Annotated in this window: 14 protein-coding genes and 1 pseudogene; 9 read left to right on the top strand and 6 right to left on the bottom strand. The window is 69.9% G+C overall.

Annotation, left to right across the window (positions count from 1 at the left end; translation table 11 throughout):
• Positions 1-3: 3 nt before the first annotated feature.
• Positions 4-483, top strand: a complete 480-nt coding sequence (locus JOF29_RS08425; RefSeq protein WP_209693657.1) for a universal stress protein — start codon at positions 4-6, stop codon at positions 481-483.
• Positions 484-497: 14 nt separating this feature from the next.
• Here the strand turns inward: JOF29_RS08425 and JOF29_RS08420 are convergent, their stop codons facing one another.
• Positions 498-1,115 carry a winged helix-turn-helix transcriptional regulator gene (locus JOF29_RS08420; protein ID WP_209693656.1) on the bottom strand — a complete coding sequence of 206 codons (618 nt, stop codon included), beginning with the start codon at positions 1,113-1,115 and terminating at the stop codon, positions 498-500.
• A 63-nt stretch (positions 1,116-1,178) separates the two neighbouring features.
• Between JOF29_RS08420 and JOF29_RS08415 the strand changes: the two genes are divergently transcribed.
• A complete protein-coding gene (locus JOF29_RS08415; RefSeq protein WP_209693655.1) occupies positions 1,179-2,387 on the top strand; it encodes a pyridoxal phosphate-dependent aminotransferase in 1,209 nt (402 codons plus the stop codon).
• Positions 2,388-2,613: 226 nt separating this feature from the next.
• Here JOF29_RS08415 and JOF29_RS08410 read toward each other — a convergent pair whose 3' ends face one another.
• On the bottom strand, positions 2,614-3,429 hold the full coding sequence (locus JOF29_RS08410; RefSeq protein WP_209693654.1) for a hypothetical protein: 816 nt from the start codon (positions 3,427-3,429) through the stop codon (positions 2,614-2,616).
• A 272-nt stretch (positions 3,430-3,701) separates the two neighbouring features.
• On the opposite strand from JOF29_RS08410, the gene JOF29_RS08405 reads away from it, so the two are divergent.
• The 5 genes and pseudogenes from JOF29_RS08405 (at position 3,702) to JOF29_RS08390 (ending at position 10,060) form a co-directional block, all read left to right on the top strand.
• The gene (locus tag JOF29_RS08405; protein ID WP_209693653.1) at positions 3,702-6,002 is read left to right on the top strand and encodes a sigma-70 family RNA polymerase sigma factor; all 2,301 of its coding nucleotides are present in this window, start codon (positions 3,702-3,704) and stop codon (positions 6,000-6,002) included.
• A 275-nt stretch (positions 6,003-6,277) separates the two neighbouring features.
• Positions 6,278-6,481, top strand: a pseudogene (locus JOF29_RS42855) (OB-fold nucleic acid binding domain-containing protein); the annotation flags it as partial.
• A gap of 160 nt (positions 6,482-6,641) precedes the next feature.
• Positions 6,642-7,562: an aspartate--tRNA(Asn) ligase gene (aspS, locus tag JOF29_RS08400; protein ID WP_307863545.1), complete on the top strand. Its 921-nt coding sequence runs from the start codon at positions 6,642-6,644 to the stop codon at positions 7,560-7,562.
• A 10-nt stretch (positions 7,563-7,572) separates the two neighbouring features.
• Entirely contained in the window at positions 7,573-8,427 is an 855-nt protein-coding gene (locus JOF29_RS08395) for a phosphotransferase family protein (RefSeq protein WP_209693652.1), read from the top strand.
• A gap of 409 nt (positions 8,428-8,836) precedes the next feature.
• On the top strand, positions 8,837-10,060 hold the full coding sequence (locus JOF29_RS08390) for an ArgE/DapE family deacylase (RefSeq protein ID WP_209693651.1): 1,224 nt from the start codon (positions 8,837-8,839) through the stop codon (positions 10,058-10,060).
• A gap of 51 nt (positions 10,061-10,111) precedes the next feature.
• Here the strand turns inward: JOF29_RS08390 and JOF29_RS08385 are convergent, their stop codons facing one another.
• The 4 genes from JOF29_RS08385 to JOF29_RS08370 form a co-directional block, all read right to left on the bottom strand.
• Entirely contained in the window at positions 10,112-11,338 is a 1,227-nt protein-coding gene (locus JOF29_RS08385; RefSeq protein ID WP_209693650.1) for a serine hydrolase domain-containing protein, read from the bottom strand.
• An 18-nt stretch (positions 11,339-11,356) separates the two neighbouring features.
• Positions 11,357-12,538 carry a DUF4097 family beta strand repeat-containing protein gene (locus tag JOF29_RS42850; protein WP_245357503.1) on the bottom strand — a complete coding sequence of 394 codons (1,182 nt, stop codon included), beginning with the start codon at positions 12,536-12,538 and terminating at the stop codon, positions 11,357-11,359.
• Positions 12,539-12,555: 17 nt separating this feature from the next.
• Entirely contained in the window at positions 12,556-12,660 is a 105-nt protein-coding gene (locus tag JOF29_RS45890) for a helix-turn-helix domain-containing protein (protein ID WP_209696029.1), read from the bottom strand.
• Between the two features lie 78 nt (positions 12,661-12,738).
• Positions 12,739-13,584 (bottom strand): aminoglycoside phosphotransferase family protein, encoded by an 846-nt coding sequence (locus JOF29_RS08370; protein WP_307863211.1) that lies wholly within the window; start codon positions 13,582-13,584, stop codon positions 12,739-12,741.
• An 85-nt stretch (positions 13,585-13,669) separates the two neighbouring features.
• Here JOF29_RS08370 and JOF29_RS08365 point away from each other — a divergent pair, with 85 nt between their 5' ends.
• Together JOF29_RS08365 and JOF29_RS08360 are read left to right on the top strand one after the other, a co-directional pair.
• Positions 13,670-14,413: a DsbA family oxidoreductase gene (locus JOF29_RS08365; protein WP_209693648.1), complete on the top strand. Its 744-nt coding sequence runs from the start codon at positions 13,670-13,672 to the stop codon at positions 14,411-14,413.
• A gap of 31 nt (positions 14,414-14,444) precedes the next feature.
• Positions 14,445-15,017, top strand: a complete 573-nt coding sequence (locus JOF29_RS08360) for a DoxX family protein (RefSeq protein ID WP_209693647.1) — start codon at positions 14,445-14,447, stop codon at positions 15,015-15,017.
• Positions 15,018-15,044 lie beyond the last annotated feature (27 nt).

The raw sequence follows: 15,044 nt of genomic DNA, 5'->3' as shown, positions 1-15,044 counted from the left end.
AGAATGAACTACGACGCCGAAGCCCGGCGCACTCCCCTCCCGCTGAACCGACACCTCGGCGAACCAGCGATCGTCGTCGGTCTCGACGGCTCCGGCACCAGCTGGGACGCCTTCGCCTGGGCAGCCGGCGAGGCACTGCGGACCAACGGCCGCCTGGTCGCGGTCTACGTGATGCCGTACTCCGATCCGACCGCCGCGCTCGGGGTTCCGTACGACTACGGCGCCGCGCAGGAGAGCCGGCGCGAGCTGGCCGACGAGATCGAGGCGGAAGCGGACCGCCGCGCGCACGAGACCGGCGTACAGCTGAGCTTCGTCAGCGAGTTCGGCGACGCGATCGGGACGCTGTCCGGCGTCGCCCGGGAGGTCGACGCCCGGCTGGTCGTGGTCGGCCGCTCGGCGAAGCGCTGGCACCGCCTGACCGGCTCGCTCGGCCACCGCCTCACCTGCCGCAAGGACGCCCCGGTCGTCGTCGTGGTGCCGTAATTGCCAGAGACTCCCTAACGGGACAGGCGGTCGGCGACGGGGCCGGAGCCTTCGACGAGCACCTGGCCGTCGGTGATCGCAGCGGCCAGGGTCGTTCGGCCGGCCAGCAGTTCGTCGGCGATCTTCGGCGTGATGGTGACCACCACGTCCGGCGCCTCGTCCGGTACGACGGTCATCGACGCGAGCTGGAGCCGGCAACTGCTCCCCTCGACCCGCAGCTCCACCACACCACCTGCTCCGGCGGCGGCATCCCGCACCAGCGCGGCCAGCGGGAGCAGGTACCAGTGGTGCCGCACCGCATCCGTCTCCTGATGCGCCGCGAGCAACGGACTCCCCCACGCCGCCAACGCCGTCACCACCGGTACGAGCAGCCGCCCGCGATCGGTCAGGTCGTAGACCCGCACCGGCGCCGCCGGCGCGAACGTCCGGCGCTCGACGACCCCGTCGGCCTCCAGTTCCTTCAACCGGGCCGCGAGTACGTCGGTGCTGATTCCCGGCAGGTCGGCGTGCAGATCGGTGTACCGCCGCGGACCGAACGCCAACTCCCGGACGATCAGCAGCGTCCAACGTTCACCGACCACGTCGAGTCCACGGGCGACAGCGCAGTACTGCGCATAGCTTCGGCGAGGCATGCCCTCCACCATAGCTTGGACCTCCCAAGCACGTACTTGGAATAACCAAGTACGATGCCGCCCATGGAGTTCAGGCAGTCCAGCAAGCTGACCGGCGTGTGCTACGAGATCCGCGGCCCGGTGGTCGAGCAGGCCAACGCACTCGAAGCCGCCGGCCACAGCATCCTCCGGCTCAACATCGGCAATCCGGCGCCGTTCGGGTTCGCTGCTCCGGACGCGGTCCTCGCCGGCCTGATCGCCCGGCTCCCGCAGGCCCACGGCTACACCGACGCACGGGGCATCACCTCGGCCCGGCAGGCGGTGGCCGAGTACTACGCCGACCGCGGCTTCCAGGGCCTCGACGAGCGGTCGGTGTACCTCGGCAACGGTGTCTCCGAGCTGGCCGGCATGGCCATCCAGGCGCTGGTCGACACCGGTGACGAAGTACTGATCCCAAGCCCCGACTACCCGCTCTGGACCGCCGTCACCCGCTTCGCCGGGGGCGTGCCGGTGCACTACCTCTGCGACGAGGCCGCCGGCTGGCAGCCCGACCTCGCCGACCTCGAGGCGAAGATCACCGCGCGGACGAAGGCGATCGTGGTGATCAACCCGAACAACCCGACCGGGGCGGTCTACTCCCCCGAGGTGCTCCGGCAGATCGCCGAACTGGCCCGCCGGCACGGCCTGATGGTCTTCAGCGACGAGATCTACGAGCGGATCGTGTACGACGGCGCGACGCATCACCACTTCGCAGCGCTGGCCCCCGACCTCGTCTGCCTGACCTTCGGCGGGCTGTCGAAGAGCCACCGGATCGCTGGCTTCCGGGCCGGATGGCTGATCGTCTCCGGACCCCGTCCGGCCGCCGCCAACTACCTCGAGGGCCTGACCATGCTGGCCGGGATGCGCCTGTGTCCGAACGCGCTCGCCCAGCACGTGATCGAGGCCGCGCTGACCGACAACACGATCGACGAACTGGTCCGGCCCGGCGGCCGGCTCGAGGCGCAGCGGACCACCGCCTGGCAGACCCTGAACGAACTTCCCGGTGTGTCCTGCGTCAAACCGCAAGGCGGGTTGTACGCGTTCCCGCGGATCGATCCGGACGTGCACCGGATCAAGGACGACGAGCGGTTCGTGCTCGACCTGCTGCTCCGGGAGAAGATCCACATCGTCCAGGGCACGGGGTTCAACTGGCCGCAGCCCGACCACGTCCGGATCGTGACGCTTCCGGAGGCGGGCGACATGGAGGTGGCGATCCGTCGCATCGGCCGTTTCCTGGACAGCTACCAGCAGTAGTAAGTGAGCACGGGCGCGGGTGGTCTACAACACGGCGGAGCAGCCCGAGCCACCGGCCGAGGGTCGCCGCGCAGGGCGCCGGGATGACCTACGAAGACCTCGTCGAGCTCTTGCTCAAGACAAGCGGCGGCGGATCGCCCACCCCGTGTTAGGCGATCCGCCGCCGGTCTGGTGCGCCCGGCCGCCCCCCTGTTGGCGGCCGGACGCAGGTCCTAGGGTCTGGCCGTCACGGTCTGGCCAGCTCGTCGAGCAGCCGGCCGGCCATCGCGTCGCTACCGGGCAGGCCCTCGATCCAGATCCGGGCCAGCTGCGGTACGTCGGTGTCCAGCCGCCACTGGGTGATCAGGGCTCGTACCGTCGCGACCTGCTCCGGCAGGTTCGGGTCGCGGCCGACGAGCGCCGCCGCGCGGTGTGAGCCGACGCGGCCCAGTACGTCACCGCCGCAGAAGACGATCCGCAGGCACTCCGCGATGTCGACGAGCCGGAGCTCGCGGTCGAACGGCGATGTGCCCTCGGGATGGAGCGGCTCGACAACCACCAGTGCGTGGGTTTGCGGTACGGAAGTTCCACGGAGTTCCGCCTCTCGGTAGAGCTCGCCGAGCCGGGACCGCAGGTGCGCCAGGCTGGACAGCCCGGTCAGCGGGTCCTCGCAGGACAGCGAGTGCAGGTAGACAAGAGATGCCTCGGCCCAGCTGGAACTGAGTGCGCGTACCGCCGCGAAAGCCGGCTCGCCCCCGGCGATCGAGCGGTACAACGCACTCAGCCCATCAAGTGCCTCCACCAGCGAGACACCATCGGCCGCGAGGCGGCGTCCGGTCTCGTCCGATGCAGGCACGACATCGGCACCGTCCCGAAGCGCCTCGGCGATCGCGAGATAGGCGCTGTGGTCGGTACCAGCTGTGCCGTGCGGCTCCCTCCAGCCGCGCGGTTGATCGATGGACGACGCCTCCGGCGCGATCCGGGCGGGCGACCCCGCCAGGTTCAGGGACGGTTTGCCGGGCCGCAGGTCGAACCGTCGGCGGATGTCCGCGAACAGCGACATGGCCCTCCTCAGTTGTCCCGTCAGTCTCCCGACCGGTCGGCCGGAAGCGTCGTACGCCGAAGAGACAGACCCGGGAGGAGTTCATGACGCGGATTTCCGAGAATTTTTTTGGCGTAACTTCTGCACTGGTGATCTCGTAAGGAAAGAGGCACAGTTTCCGCGTCATGGAAGGTGCGCCGATCCGTCCTACGTGGGAGCCTTGTCTCCGGCAGCACGTGACGGTCCGTCACGTCGCCGTACGCAGAGTTAGTCAGAGCCCACGGGGGAGATGAATGGAGACGCCGGAAGGCCAGCCGGATGCACCGAGCGACGCGGAGCTGATCGCTCGCGTCCGCAACGGCGACCTGGAGGCGTACGGCGAGCTGTACGCGCGGCACCACCACGCCGCCGAGCGGATGGCCCGCCAACTGGTGCCGGCCAACGACGCCGACGACCTGGCCAGTGACGCGTTCGCGAAGGTGCTGGACGCGCTGCGCGCGGGCGGCGGGCCGGACGTCTCCTTCCGCGCCTACCTGCTGACCACGGTACGGCGGGTGCACGTCGACCGGATCCGCTCCGGTAAAAAGGTGCAGTCCACCGACGACATCGCGTCGTACGAGCGGGAGCCGGAGACGTTCGACGACCCGACCGTCACCGGGTTCGAGAGCGGTGCGGCGGCGAAGGCGTTCGCCAGCCTCCCGGAGCGCTGGCAGGCGGTCCTCTGGCACACCGAGGTCGAGGGCGAGAAGCCGGCCGCGATCGCGCCGCTGCTCGGCCTGACCGCGAACGGCGTCTCCGCGCTCGCCTACCGAGCCCGCGAGGGCCTCCGGCAGGCCTACCTGCAGCAGCACCTGGCCGACGTCGCCGGTGACCGTTGCCGCTGGACGACCGAGCGCCTCGGCGCGTACGTCCGCGGCGGCCTGACCAAGCGCGAGAACCGGAACGTCCGCGAACACATGGACGACTGCGTGAAGTGCACCGCGGTCTACCTCGAGCTCGTCGAGGTCAACAGTGCGTTGCCGGCGCTGCTCGCCCCGGCCCTGCTGGGCTCTGCGGGCCTCGGCTACCTGGCCGTTGCCTCAGGCACCAAGGTCGGCCTGGTCGGCTTCTTCGTCACCGGCTGGAAGAAGGTCACCGAGAACAGCACCCGGACCGCCGTCGGCGCCGGCGCCGTCGTGGTGGTCGCGGTCGCTGCCGTGCTCGCGGCGATGGCGCTGACCGGCAACCACACTCCCCCGGCCGCGATCGACCAGCCGACCAAGCCGCCGGCCACGCAGCCGACGCAACCACCGGCGAACCCGACAGTCCCGCCGGTCAAGCCGCCGACGGTGAAGCCGCCCACGGTGAAGCCACCGACGCAGCCACCGGCGTCCAACCCGACGACGGCACCGACAAGCGCCCCGACCACGGCACCTACGACGGCACCTACGACCGCGCCGACCACTCCGGTGCCGACGCCGACGCCCCCACCGAGTACGCCGACCCCGCCGAAGCCGACGCCGACCACGCCGATCCACTACCCCGGCATGGTGACGATCAGCATGCCGCACGGCGGCGGCGCTCCTGCGCTGCAAGGTAAGGCAGCGTCGGCAAGCGCGGACTCCGGCGTCAACTTCGTGATCACGATCAAGCCCCCGGCCAAGAACCCGAACCCGGTGGTGATCCAGCTCACGTACGGCGCCGAGCTCGCCTGGCCGCTGACCACCAACCCGCCGGGCTGGACGTGTGTGAAGGCGACCGGCAGCTGTACAGCTGTCAGCTCCGCGACCCCGCAGCCGATGCCGGTCACGTTCACCGCCCCGACCGGCGGCTCGGCCGCGGACCGCACGTTCACCGTCAGCGCCAAGACCGGCCGGCTGTACGACTCCGCCGCGGCGACCGTGCAGCCCAAGCCGAGCACCGACGAGAACCTGCTGAAGATCCTCGACGGCAAGGCCGACCCGGACGTGCACCACCGGATCCTCACCGTCGCCCCGCACGCCGGCCGGACCAGCGTGACCCTGAAGATCACGTACGGCGACGCCCTGGAGTGGCCGATCGCCGCGAACCCGGCCGGCTGGAAGTGCTCGCAGACAACCTCGACGTGTACGGCGGCCAACCCGGACAAGCCCGCTCCGCTGGCGGCGGACTTCGACGTACCGGACAAGTCGTCGGCCGCGGCGCGGACGTTCACCGTGAAGGCACAGGCGGACCTGGTCAGCGACACGGACTCGGAGGTGCTGCCGGCCGTACAGCAGGACGACTCGCTGCTGCAGATCCTCACGCCGACGCCGGGCCAGGACCCGAACCCCTTTGTCTACAACAGGTTCCTGACGGTCAACGGCGCGCAGGGACGGCGGGTCGAGCTCGACATCTCGTGGGGACGCAACCTGGTGTTCCTGCCGTCGTTCGACCTCGGCTGGACCTGTGACCGGACCAGCGACATCCGCCGCGCGACCTGCTGGACGAACAACTACAAGAAGTCGCTCAACTCGGAGTGGAACGCCTGGTTCCCGGGCAAGGGCCCGGACAACGCCGTCACCGTGCACGCACGGGTCGGCGGCCGGGAGGACACGGACAGCGTGCAGATCCCGCCGTCGGAGTCGCGCCGGTGACAGTACCGCTGGTGAAATCGAGTTGCCGCCGTCCTTTATCCTGATGATGTTCGCGTTGACGGAACCGAGTAGCGCCGTACTGCACGTCCGAGAGAGTCGCCGGTAGCTGGGAAGGCGATGCGTGCGGCGGTGGCGAAGACACTCCCGAGCGACTGCTGTGCAAGAGGCCGGACCTTCGTGACATCACTGGGTCCGGTGAAGGTGTGGTGGCACCGCGAGATTCCCCTTCGCCCACACCTCCGGGGTTCGGATGTAGACCTGGAGGTGAAACAGCAATGCGCATTCTCAGCCATGAGATCCCCTCAGCAGTAGGCCAGTCCGTCACGGTGGCCGGCTGGGTGCACCGAAGACGACGGCTCGCCGCCGTCAGCTTCCTGATCCTGCGCGACCGGTCCGGCCTGGCCCAGATCGTCGTCAAGGGTTCGCCCGAGCAGCTGGACGAACTCACCGAGGAGACCGTGGTCCAGGTGACCGGCACGGTCGCCGCGAACTCGCAGGCTCCCGGTGGCGCGGAGATCGTCGACCCGGTGATCACGCTTCTGACGGAGCCCGCGGCGACGCCACCGATCGAGTTGTGGCGGCCGACGGTCACCGCCGGGTTGCCCGTCGTACTCGACAACGCACCGGTCGCACTGCGGCATCCGGTGGTGCGAGCCGGGTGGGAGATCGCCGCGGCCCGCGCTGTCCGGGTTCCGGGAGGCGCTGGGGGGCCAGGGCTTCACGGAGATCCAGACCCCGAAGATCGTCGGTACGGCGACCGAGTCCGGGGCGAACGTGTTCGCGCTGGACTACTTCGGCGGCCCGGCGTACCTGGCGCAGTCGCCGCAGTTCTACAAGCAGCAGCTGGTCGGCGTGTTCGAGCGGGTCTTCGAGGTCGGCCCGGTGTTCCGGGCGGAGCCGCACGACACTGTCCGGCACCTTGCGGAGTACGTGTCGCTGGACGCGGAGTTCGGGTTCATCACCGACCACCGCGACGTGCTCGCCGTACTGCGGTCCACCATCGACGGGATGTTGTCGGCGGTGGCGTCGCGGGCAGGCGGTGCGCTCGAACGGCTCGGTGTGACGGTGCCGGAGATCCCGGTCGACGTACCGGTGCTGCATTTCACCGAGGCGTTGAAGATCGCCGGCGCGGACCCGGAGGAGCCGGACCTGGCGCCGGCCGACGAGCGTGCGGTCGGCGAGTGGGCGTTGCGAGAGCATGGCAGCGAGTTCGTCGCGGTCGAGGGCTACCCGATGGTGAAGCGGCCGTTCTACACGCATCCGCAGCCGTCGGACCCGCGCTGGTCGAACTCGTTCGACCTGCTGTTCCGCGGTGTCGAGCTGGTCACCGGCGGCCAGCGGCTGCACCGGTACTCGGAGTACGTCGCGGCGCTCGAGGCGCGGGGCGAGTCGGCGGAGTCGCCGGCGTACAGCTCGTACCTGCAGGCGTTCAAGCACGGGATGCCGCCGCACGGCGGGTTCGCGATCGGGCTGGAGCGGTTCGTGGCCCGGCTGACCAGGGCGGAGAACGTCCGTGAGGTCACGCTGTTCCCGCGCGACCTGCACCGGTTGACGCCCTGATGGCTCATTCATGAAGGACACCACCGCGTCGGTTGTCGCCGAACTGAACGTTGCCCTCGGCACCGACCATCAGGTCGTGCGGCAACTGACCGGTGGTCTGCAGTCGACCGCGTACGAGCTGACCGGCGGCGTCGTCCTCAAGTGGACGGACAACCCGGACTGGGCTCCACGGGTCCGGCGGGCAGCCGAGCTCGTCCGCCGGGCCCGCGCCGTCGGGTACCCGACGCCCGACTGGCTGGCGGTCGGCACCACCGCCGCGGGATCGCCGTACCAGCTGCAGGAACTGGTTCCCGGCAGCGCGCCCGTGCTCGACGAGGCGCTGGCGCGGGAGCTGATCGGGATCTGCGAACTCCAGCGGGACCTGGTCCCCGAGGACCACGACGTGACCTGGTCCGGCTGGTCGCACGGCGTCGTCTTCGACGGCTGGGACGGCGTGTGGGAGCGTGTGCTCGGGTACGACGATCAGGCATCCGAGCTGGTCCGGCGGTACGGCGAGTTGTGCCGGCCGTACCGCGACGATGTACTGCCCCGGCACGACTTCGTCCACGGCGACCTGAACATGGGCAACCTGCTGGTGTCCGACGGCCGCATCACCGGCATCGTGGACATCGAGGCAGCCGGCGGCGGGGCCCGGGCGTACGACCTGGTGTCGCTGGCAGCCTCCGCAGCGCGGGACGGCGCCGCGGCCGGCGTCGACGAGCTGTTCCTCGAGGCGGCGTTGCGGGCGAACGGCCGCGCCGCGGTCGCGGTCTGCGCGGGGGCGGCGTTCGCGTCGGTCGCGGAGTTCGTCCACAACCGCTCGACGTACTCCCACGCCCTGGTAACCCACGGCGGCCACCGCCTGCTCGAACTACTCGACGCCTAGCGCTGCCCGGGTGGGGTTCACGGATCCAGGCCTGGACGAGTGGGTGGGCAGGTAGACAGGTAGTGCACTGGTGAGACGCTGTACGCGCGGGCAAGTTCACGCTCAGGTGCACTACCCAGCCGCAGACATGTCCTGTCGACAATGCACATCTTCCACTCGGGGTCGGCTCTTAGCTCAGATCCGCGGAAGGTCGTCCGTACAGGCAGCCGAGGTGTGCCAAACCGACCGCAGCTTCAGGGGTTCACCTTTCAGATTGCCCGTTCACCCCCTGCACACCATTGGTGAAGGGGCAATGTGATGGGTGAACCTCTCAAGGTGGATCCCGCTGCAAGGGGAGGCGGCGCTGCGGCGCGCCGTCTGTCGGGCGATCGGCCAGTTCTTGTCGGCCGATCGGTGGTATTCAGGTGCTGTGCATGTCGAGACTGAGCGGGCCGTTCTGGAGGCGATTGACGACAAGCGGATTGTCGACGATCTACAGGAGCTGGTCCGGATCCCGAGTGTGGACGGGACCGCGGCCGAGGTCGACGTCCAGGCCTGGTGTGCGGCGCGGTTGCGCGCGCTCGGGATGACGGTGGACCACTGGCCGCTCGAGCTACCGGTGGACGATCCGGAGTTCCCCGGGATGGAGGTCGAGCGCGCCGAGGCCTGGGGCTGTGCCGGCGTTCTCGGTGGTGCCGGTACGCCGGGGCTGATTCTCAACGGGCATGTGGACGTGGTGCCCGGTACGGCGTTCGACGCGCGGGTCGAGGACGGTGTGATGTGGGGCCGCGGGACCTGTGACATGAAAGGCGGCGTCGCGGCGATCCTCGGCGCGGTCGCCGCGATCGTTGCTGCGGGCATCCAGTTGCGGAGACCGTTGGCCGTGCACACGGTGATCGGCGAGGAGGACGGCGGCGCCGGCGCGTTCGCGACCCTGCGGCGCGGGCATCGCGGCGCGGCCTGCCTGATCGCGGAGCCGACCGCGGGCACGGTGATCCCGGCGAACGCGGGCTCGTTGACGTTCCGGCTGGAGGTGCCTGGGCGCGCGACGCACGGCTCGACGCGTAGCCGTGGAGTGAACGCGATCGAGAAGTTCACCGTGATCCAGACCGCGCTGCAGGACCTCGAACGCGACCGGAACCGGGACCCGCATCCGTTGCTCGCGCACCTCGACCTGGCCAACCCGCTCTCGGTCGGCACGATCGCGGCCGGCGACTGGGCGAGCACGGTGCCGGATCGGTTGCTGGCGGAGGGCAGGTACGGCGTACGCCTGGGTGAAGGTCTTGCGGTGGCACGGGCCGCTTTCGAGACGGCTGTCGCGGACGCGTGTGCGAAGGACGACTGGCTGCGGGAGCACCCGGTGCGGGTGAGTTGGCCGGGTGGTGAGTTCGCGTCGGGCATGCTGCCGGACGGGGACCCACTGCTGGCTGACACGGTGCAGGCGGTGGCTGACGTTCGCGGGGAGGCCCCGGCGGTGCAAGGAGCGCCGTACGGTTCCGATCTGCGGCAGTACGCCGCGGCGGGTATCCCGACGTTGCAGTACGGCCCGGGTGACGTCAGGTACGCGCACGCCGCGGACGAGCACGTCGTACTGGCCGATGTACTGCATGCTGCCCGGGTGTACGCCCTGCTGGCTGTCCGGCGCTGCGGTTGACACACCACCGGCCATTTCAGGGGGCAACCCTTGAAATGGCCGGTCTGCACGTCAGTCGTCGAGGGACTGGTAGATGGTGGTCCAGAAGTCCTGCATGAGCTGCATCGGCGTCGCCGTGGATGCACCGACCTGGGTCAGCAGGATGCCGACGACCTGGTTGGTCGGGTCCGCGTACGTCGACGTACCCGAGCCGCCGTCCCAGCCGAACTGACCGACCGGGGCGTAGTCGCCGCGGTACGTGCGCACCGCCATCCCGAAGCCCCAGCCGCCGTGCTGGCCCTGGCCGAACGAGATGTGCACGTTGTCCCGCGCCAACGCCTCCCGCCAGACCAGTTGCTCCGCCGTGAGCCGGTTGGTGGTCATCAGCTCCACGGCCGGCCGGGACAGGATCCGCTCGCCCTGGTGCACGCCCTGGTTCAGCAGCATCCGGAAGTAGGCGTAGTAGTCGTCGGCGGTCGAGTTCAGCCCGCCGCCTCCGCCCTGGAACGCCGGCGGCGTGCTGTGCCGGCCGCCTTCGACCTCGTCCCACACGTGGAACTCCCCGGTCGCCGGGTCCGGCACGTAGAGCGGCGGCAGCCGGTGCAGTTCCTCGGCCGGTACGTAGAACCCGGTGTCCTTCATGCCGAGCGGCCCGAACACCCGCTCCTGCAGGAAGTCGCCGTACGACTGTCCGGAGACTCTGGAGACCAGTACGCCGAGCAGGTCGCTGCTGATCTGGTACTGCCACAGCTCACCGGGCTGGTGCATCAGCGGCAGGGTCCCGAGGCGGCGGATCCACTCGTCCTGCTCGGGCATCGGCTCGGGCAGGTTCGGCGTGAGGCCCTGGGCGAAGACCTCGTTCATGATCGGCGTACCGAGCGAGGTCATGTCCATGCCGAGCCCGAACGTCGAGGTCAGCACGTCCCGGACGGTGATCGGCCGCTTGGCCGGCACGGAGTCGTCCACTTCGGAGTTGATCGTCCGTAGCACCTTGCGGTCGGCGAGTTCCGGCAGCCAGGTCTCGACCAGGTCGTCGAGCCGCAGCTTGCACTCGTCGAGCAGCACCATCGCCGCCGCGACCGAGACCGGCTTGGACGTCGACGCCATCCGGAAGATCGTGTCCCGCTGCATCGGCGGGCCGCCGTCGTGGCGCATGGTCCCGAGTGTCTCGACGTGCGGCTCGGCGTCACCGCGGCCGACCAGGGCGACGACCCCGGGAATCCTCCCGGAGTCGACGTACCCGGCCAGGACCTCGTGCAGCCGGCGTTGAGCGGCCGCGGAGATTCCGTTCGTTGCCATCAGTGGTGTTCCTTTCGGTCAGAGGCTGTGGGCGACGATGTCGCCGACGGTCGTGGTCGCCTGGATGGTGAGCTGGGCGGTCTCGGAGTTCTTCAGCGAGTTGCTGATCCGGCCGGTGGTGGTGCCGGCGTCCAGGGCGGCCGAGACGCCGGCGGCGGCGCCGACCTCGATCTCGCCGACGTCGGTGCGCAGCTCGAGCGCGCCCTGCACCGCCTCGGCGATCCGGATGTCGCCCTTGCTGGTGCGCACCTCGGCCGGCCCGTTCAGGTGGCCGATCGAGACGTCGCCGGCGACGGTGGTGACCCGGGCGCTGGCCACGTCGGCGAGGTTGATCGAGCCGTGCGAGCTCTCGACGACCACCGCGCCGAGCGTCCCGGTGGTCTGCAGTTCGGCGCTGGCCGCCTTCACCTCGACCTGGGAACCGGCAGGCAGTTCGACCTGCACCGCGAGAGACCCGCTCGGGCCGAAGTACTGGTTCTTCGTGACGACCGTGATCCGCAGTACGCCGTCCGCGTACTCGACCTGCGTCGCCTCGGCCGCCTTCACGTCCCGCCCCTTCGACGGGTCGAGGGGCCGCACCTGGACCGCGGTGTCGGTCCGCTCGGCGGCGACGAACTGGATCCGGCCGGCGGGGATGTTCAGTACTGCGGAGATGGCCTTGGGGGTGTTGAACGTCGACATGGTGTTGCCCTTCTGATGATTGCGAACCTTGTTGTTGCCACCACTCTGGAAGACCGGCCTGACACCGGGCAGCCGCGGCACTGACACGGCCTCGGGCGTGGTGACGGGACGGGTGTCAGCAGCCGAGCCGGTCGGCGACGACACCCAGTACTTCGTCCAGGTCGCGACGCGGGCCCGCAGACCGAGGTCGGCGATCGCGTCCGCGAAGCCCGGATGACCTGGGACGACCCGGTGCACGCGGTGGGTCACCAGCGCTCCGGCCGCACCCGTGGTGACGGCGTACACCCCGGCGTACCAGCTCTGCACCGCCAGCGTGGATCCGGCGCGATCGACCCGGATCTCGACCGGCTCGAGGGGTCCGGCCAGCTCAGCGCGGTAGACGCCCGTACCAGCGCCGGCCACGACGGTCATGGCTCCCCGCCGGGCTGCGGAGGCTCCGGCGAGGACCAGCAGCTGTACGGCGTCCTCGCTCGGCAGGACGTCGAGTGAGATCAGCTGGACACCGTCCAGGTCGACCATGCGTCGGCGGCTGGTGATCACGGCGGTACGGCCTGACCGGAGAAGTACCGCGACAAGGAGGAGCTGCTGGCGTTGATGTCGCGGGCAAGCTCACGCAGGCTCCGGCCGGCCCGCTCACGCAGTTTGCGACAGGTGCCCCGCCAACTCGTCCCGCATGCTTACCGGGCCTCCTCTCGGCGGGCCGAGTCTGGAGGCCGTCGTCAAACCCCTGAGAGAACCCGTTTCATCGCAACGTGCCCAGCCGGCAGCCAGGTCGGTTTGCCGCCCGGGAGACCCTTCTCGCCCGCTGAGCCGATGGCGATCAGCGAAAGAGCACGGGCCGCGGCCCACGCGCGGGCGCGGCGCCAGGTCGGCTCGTCGACGGGGTAGGCGTCGAAGAAGCGGTCCACCGAGCCGTCGGGCAGGAGCAGCCAGGCGGCCGACAGGTCGGTGGCCGGGTCGCCGTGGGACAGGTCGCCGAAGTCGATCACGCCCGCGAGGGTGCCGTCGGCAACGACCACGTTCGCGGGATGCAGGTCGCTGTGCAGCCACACCGGCCTACCCGTGTACGCCGGTGCCGCGACCCCGTCGGCCCACACCTCCCGTACGGCGTCCTCGACGGCGAACTCGTCCGCCCACTTCTCGAAGCCGTCGGTGTGGCCGCGCAGTCCGTCGCCCCGGCCCGGGGTTCGCGGCGCGTCGGCCGGGGCCTCGGTGTGCAGGGCGTGCAGGAACGCGGCCAAGGTATCGGCGGCCTGCGCCGAGGTGATCGGCGTACGGTCGGCTGGTTCGCCGGACACCCAGGTGGTGACCAGCCAGGACTTGGGGAAGCTGTCCGACGGCTCACCGAGCCGCACAGGAGTCGGGACCGGCAGCGGGACCCGGGCCGCGATCTCAGGCAGCCAGCGGTGTTCGTTCAGGAGCGGGACGGAGGTGGGGTCGTGGCGGGGGATTCTCAAGGCCAGGTCCTCGCCGAGGCGCCACATCTGGTTGCCCCAGCCGCCGTCCACCTCCTTGAGCTCCAGGTCGGCCAGGTCGGGATGCTGCTCTTTCAACAGGGTCCGCACGAGTTCCTCGTCCATGGAGCGTCAGACGCGTCACACACGGACCTGGTTGGGAATAGGTCCACGGACTGGTCAGTTGCCGACTGTTATGCGCATTGATGTGTGGTCCGACGTCGTCTGCCCGTGGTGCTACATCGGGAAACGTCGGCTCGAAGAGGCTCTCGCCGGCAGCGGTGACCCAGAGTCCAAAACCGCGACCGTGGTCTGGCACAGCTTCCAGCTCGACCCGTCGTCGACGAACGACGACCCGCGGGACCTGGCGACCCGCCTGGGCGAGAAGTACGGCCGAGGCCGCGAGTGGGGCCTGCAGGCGAACGCCCAGGTCACCGAGGTCGCCGCTGAGGTCGGCCTGGACTACCACCTGGACAAGGCGAAGGCTGTCAACACCGTCGACGCCCACCGCGTCCTGCACCTGGCCCGTGAGCTTGCCGAGACCAGTGAGGTTCCTGCAGACACGCAGGGCCGCCTCAAGGAGCGGCTGTTGAAGGCGTACTTCACCGACGGTCTCCCGGTGGGTGACCACGCCACCCTGACGGAGCTGGCCACCGAGGTCGGCTTGCCCGCCGAGCGGGTGCGCGAGGTGCTGGCAGGTACGACGTACACCGAAGAGGTCGCGGCGGACCAGGCGCAGGCGCTGGCGTACGGCGCCAACGGCGTACCGTTCTTCGTCATCGACGAGAAGTACGGCGTGAGCGGTGCGCAGCCCGTGGAAGTGTTCGCGGAGGCCCTGCGACGCGCGAACGCCGACCGTAAGCCGGTCACGCTCATCACCGCGCCGGGCGCAACGACCGACGGTGACGCCGCGTGCGGGCCTGACGGGTGTCCTATCTGAGCCGGTGCGGACCGTGGTGTATGAAAGAGTTATGACTGTCGTGCGCGCACTGGCCAGGCCGTTGCTGTCCGCCATCTTCGTCGTGCAGGGCACGAACGCGATCCGCAACCCCGAGCCGCTGGTCCCGAAGGCGCAGCCGGTGACCGACCGGCTGGTACCGATGGTGAAGAAGGTCGCGCCTCCGCAGGTCAGCGAGCGCATCCCGGACACCACGGCCAACCTCGTCCGGCTGAACGGCGCTGCGCAGCTGCTCGGCGGTGTCGCGCTGGCGACCGGCAAGGGCCGCCGGCTCGGTGCGTCGCTGCTGGCTGCTTCGCTGGTGCCGACGACGCTCGCCGGGCACGCGTTCTGGCAGGAGAAGGACAAGATGGTGCGCAACCAGCAGCGCATCCAGTTCATGAAGAACCTGGGGCTGCTGGGCGGGCTGCTGCTGGCCGCGGTGGACACCGAGGGCAAGCCCGGGGTCGCCTGGCGCGCCACACACGGCGCGAAAGCAGCGAAGCGCGAGACCAAGCGCAGCGCGAAGGCGGCCAAGCGAGAGGCCAAGCAGTTGGCCCGCGAGGCCAAGCACGCCGCCCGACTCGCCAAGGCCGAGCTGAGCTGATCTGCCCCCTACACCGTTCTAGTCTAG

Origin of the sequence: Kribbella aluminosa (assembly GCF_017876295.1) — a bacterium.
GTDB lineage: Bacteria > Actinomycetota > Actinomycetes > Propionibacteriales > Kribbellaceae > Kribbella > Kribbella aluminosa.
Note: the sequence above shows the minus strand (reverse complement) of the source record. Positions and strands in the feature narration are given on the sequence as shown.

Coding starts and splice junctions, on each gene's coding strand:
- JOF29_RS08395 (WP_209693652.1), top strand. CDS start 7,573: ATGAAGGACACCACCGCGTCGGTTGTCGCCGAACTGAACGTTGCCCTC.
- JOF29_RS08405 (WP_209693653.1), top strand. CDS start 3,702: ATGGAGACGCCGGAAGGCCAGCCGGATGCACCGAGCGACGCGGAGCTG.
- JOF29_RS08415 (WP_209693655.1), top strand. CDS start 1,179: ATGGAGTTCAGGCAGTCCAGCAAGCTGACCGGCGTGTGCTACGAGATC.
- JOF29_RS08360 (WP_209693647.1), top strand. CDS start 14,445: ATGACTGTCGTGCGCGCACTGGCCAGGCCGTTGCTGTCCGCCATCTTC.
- JOF29_RS08385 (WP_209693650.1), bottom strand. CDS start 11,338: ATGGCAACGAACGGAATCTCCGCGGCCGCTCAACGCCGGCTGCACGAG.
- JOF29_RS08425 (WP_209693657.1), top strand. CDS start 4: ATGAACTACGACGCCGAAGCCCGGCGCACTCCCCTCCCGCTGAACCGA.
- JOF29_RS08365 (WP_209693648.1), top strand. CDS start 13,670: ATGCGCATTGATGTGTGGTCCGACGTCGTCTGCCCGTGGTGCTACATC.
- JOF29_RS08410 (WP_209693654.1), bottom strand. CDS start 3,429: ATGTCGCTGTTCGCGGACATCCGCCGACGGTTCGACCTGCGGCCCGGC.
- JOF29_RS08420 (WP_209693656.1), bottom strand. CDS start 1,115: ATGCCTCGCCGAAGCTATGCGCAGTACTGCGCTGTCGCCCGTGGACTC.
- JOF29_RS42850 (WP_245357503.1), bottom strand. CDS start 12,538: ATGGTCGACCTGGACGGTGTCCAGCTGATCTCACTCGACGTCCTGCCG.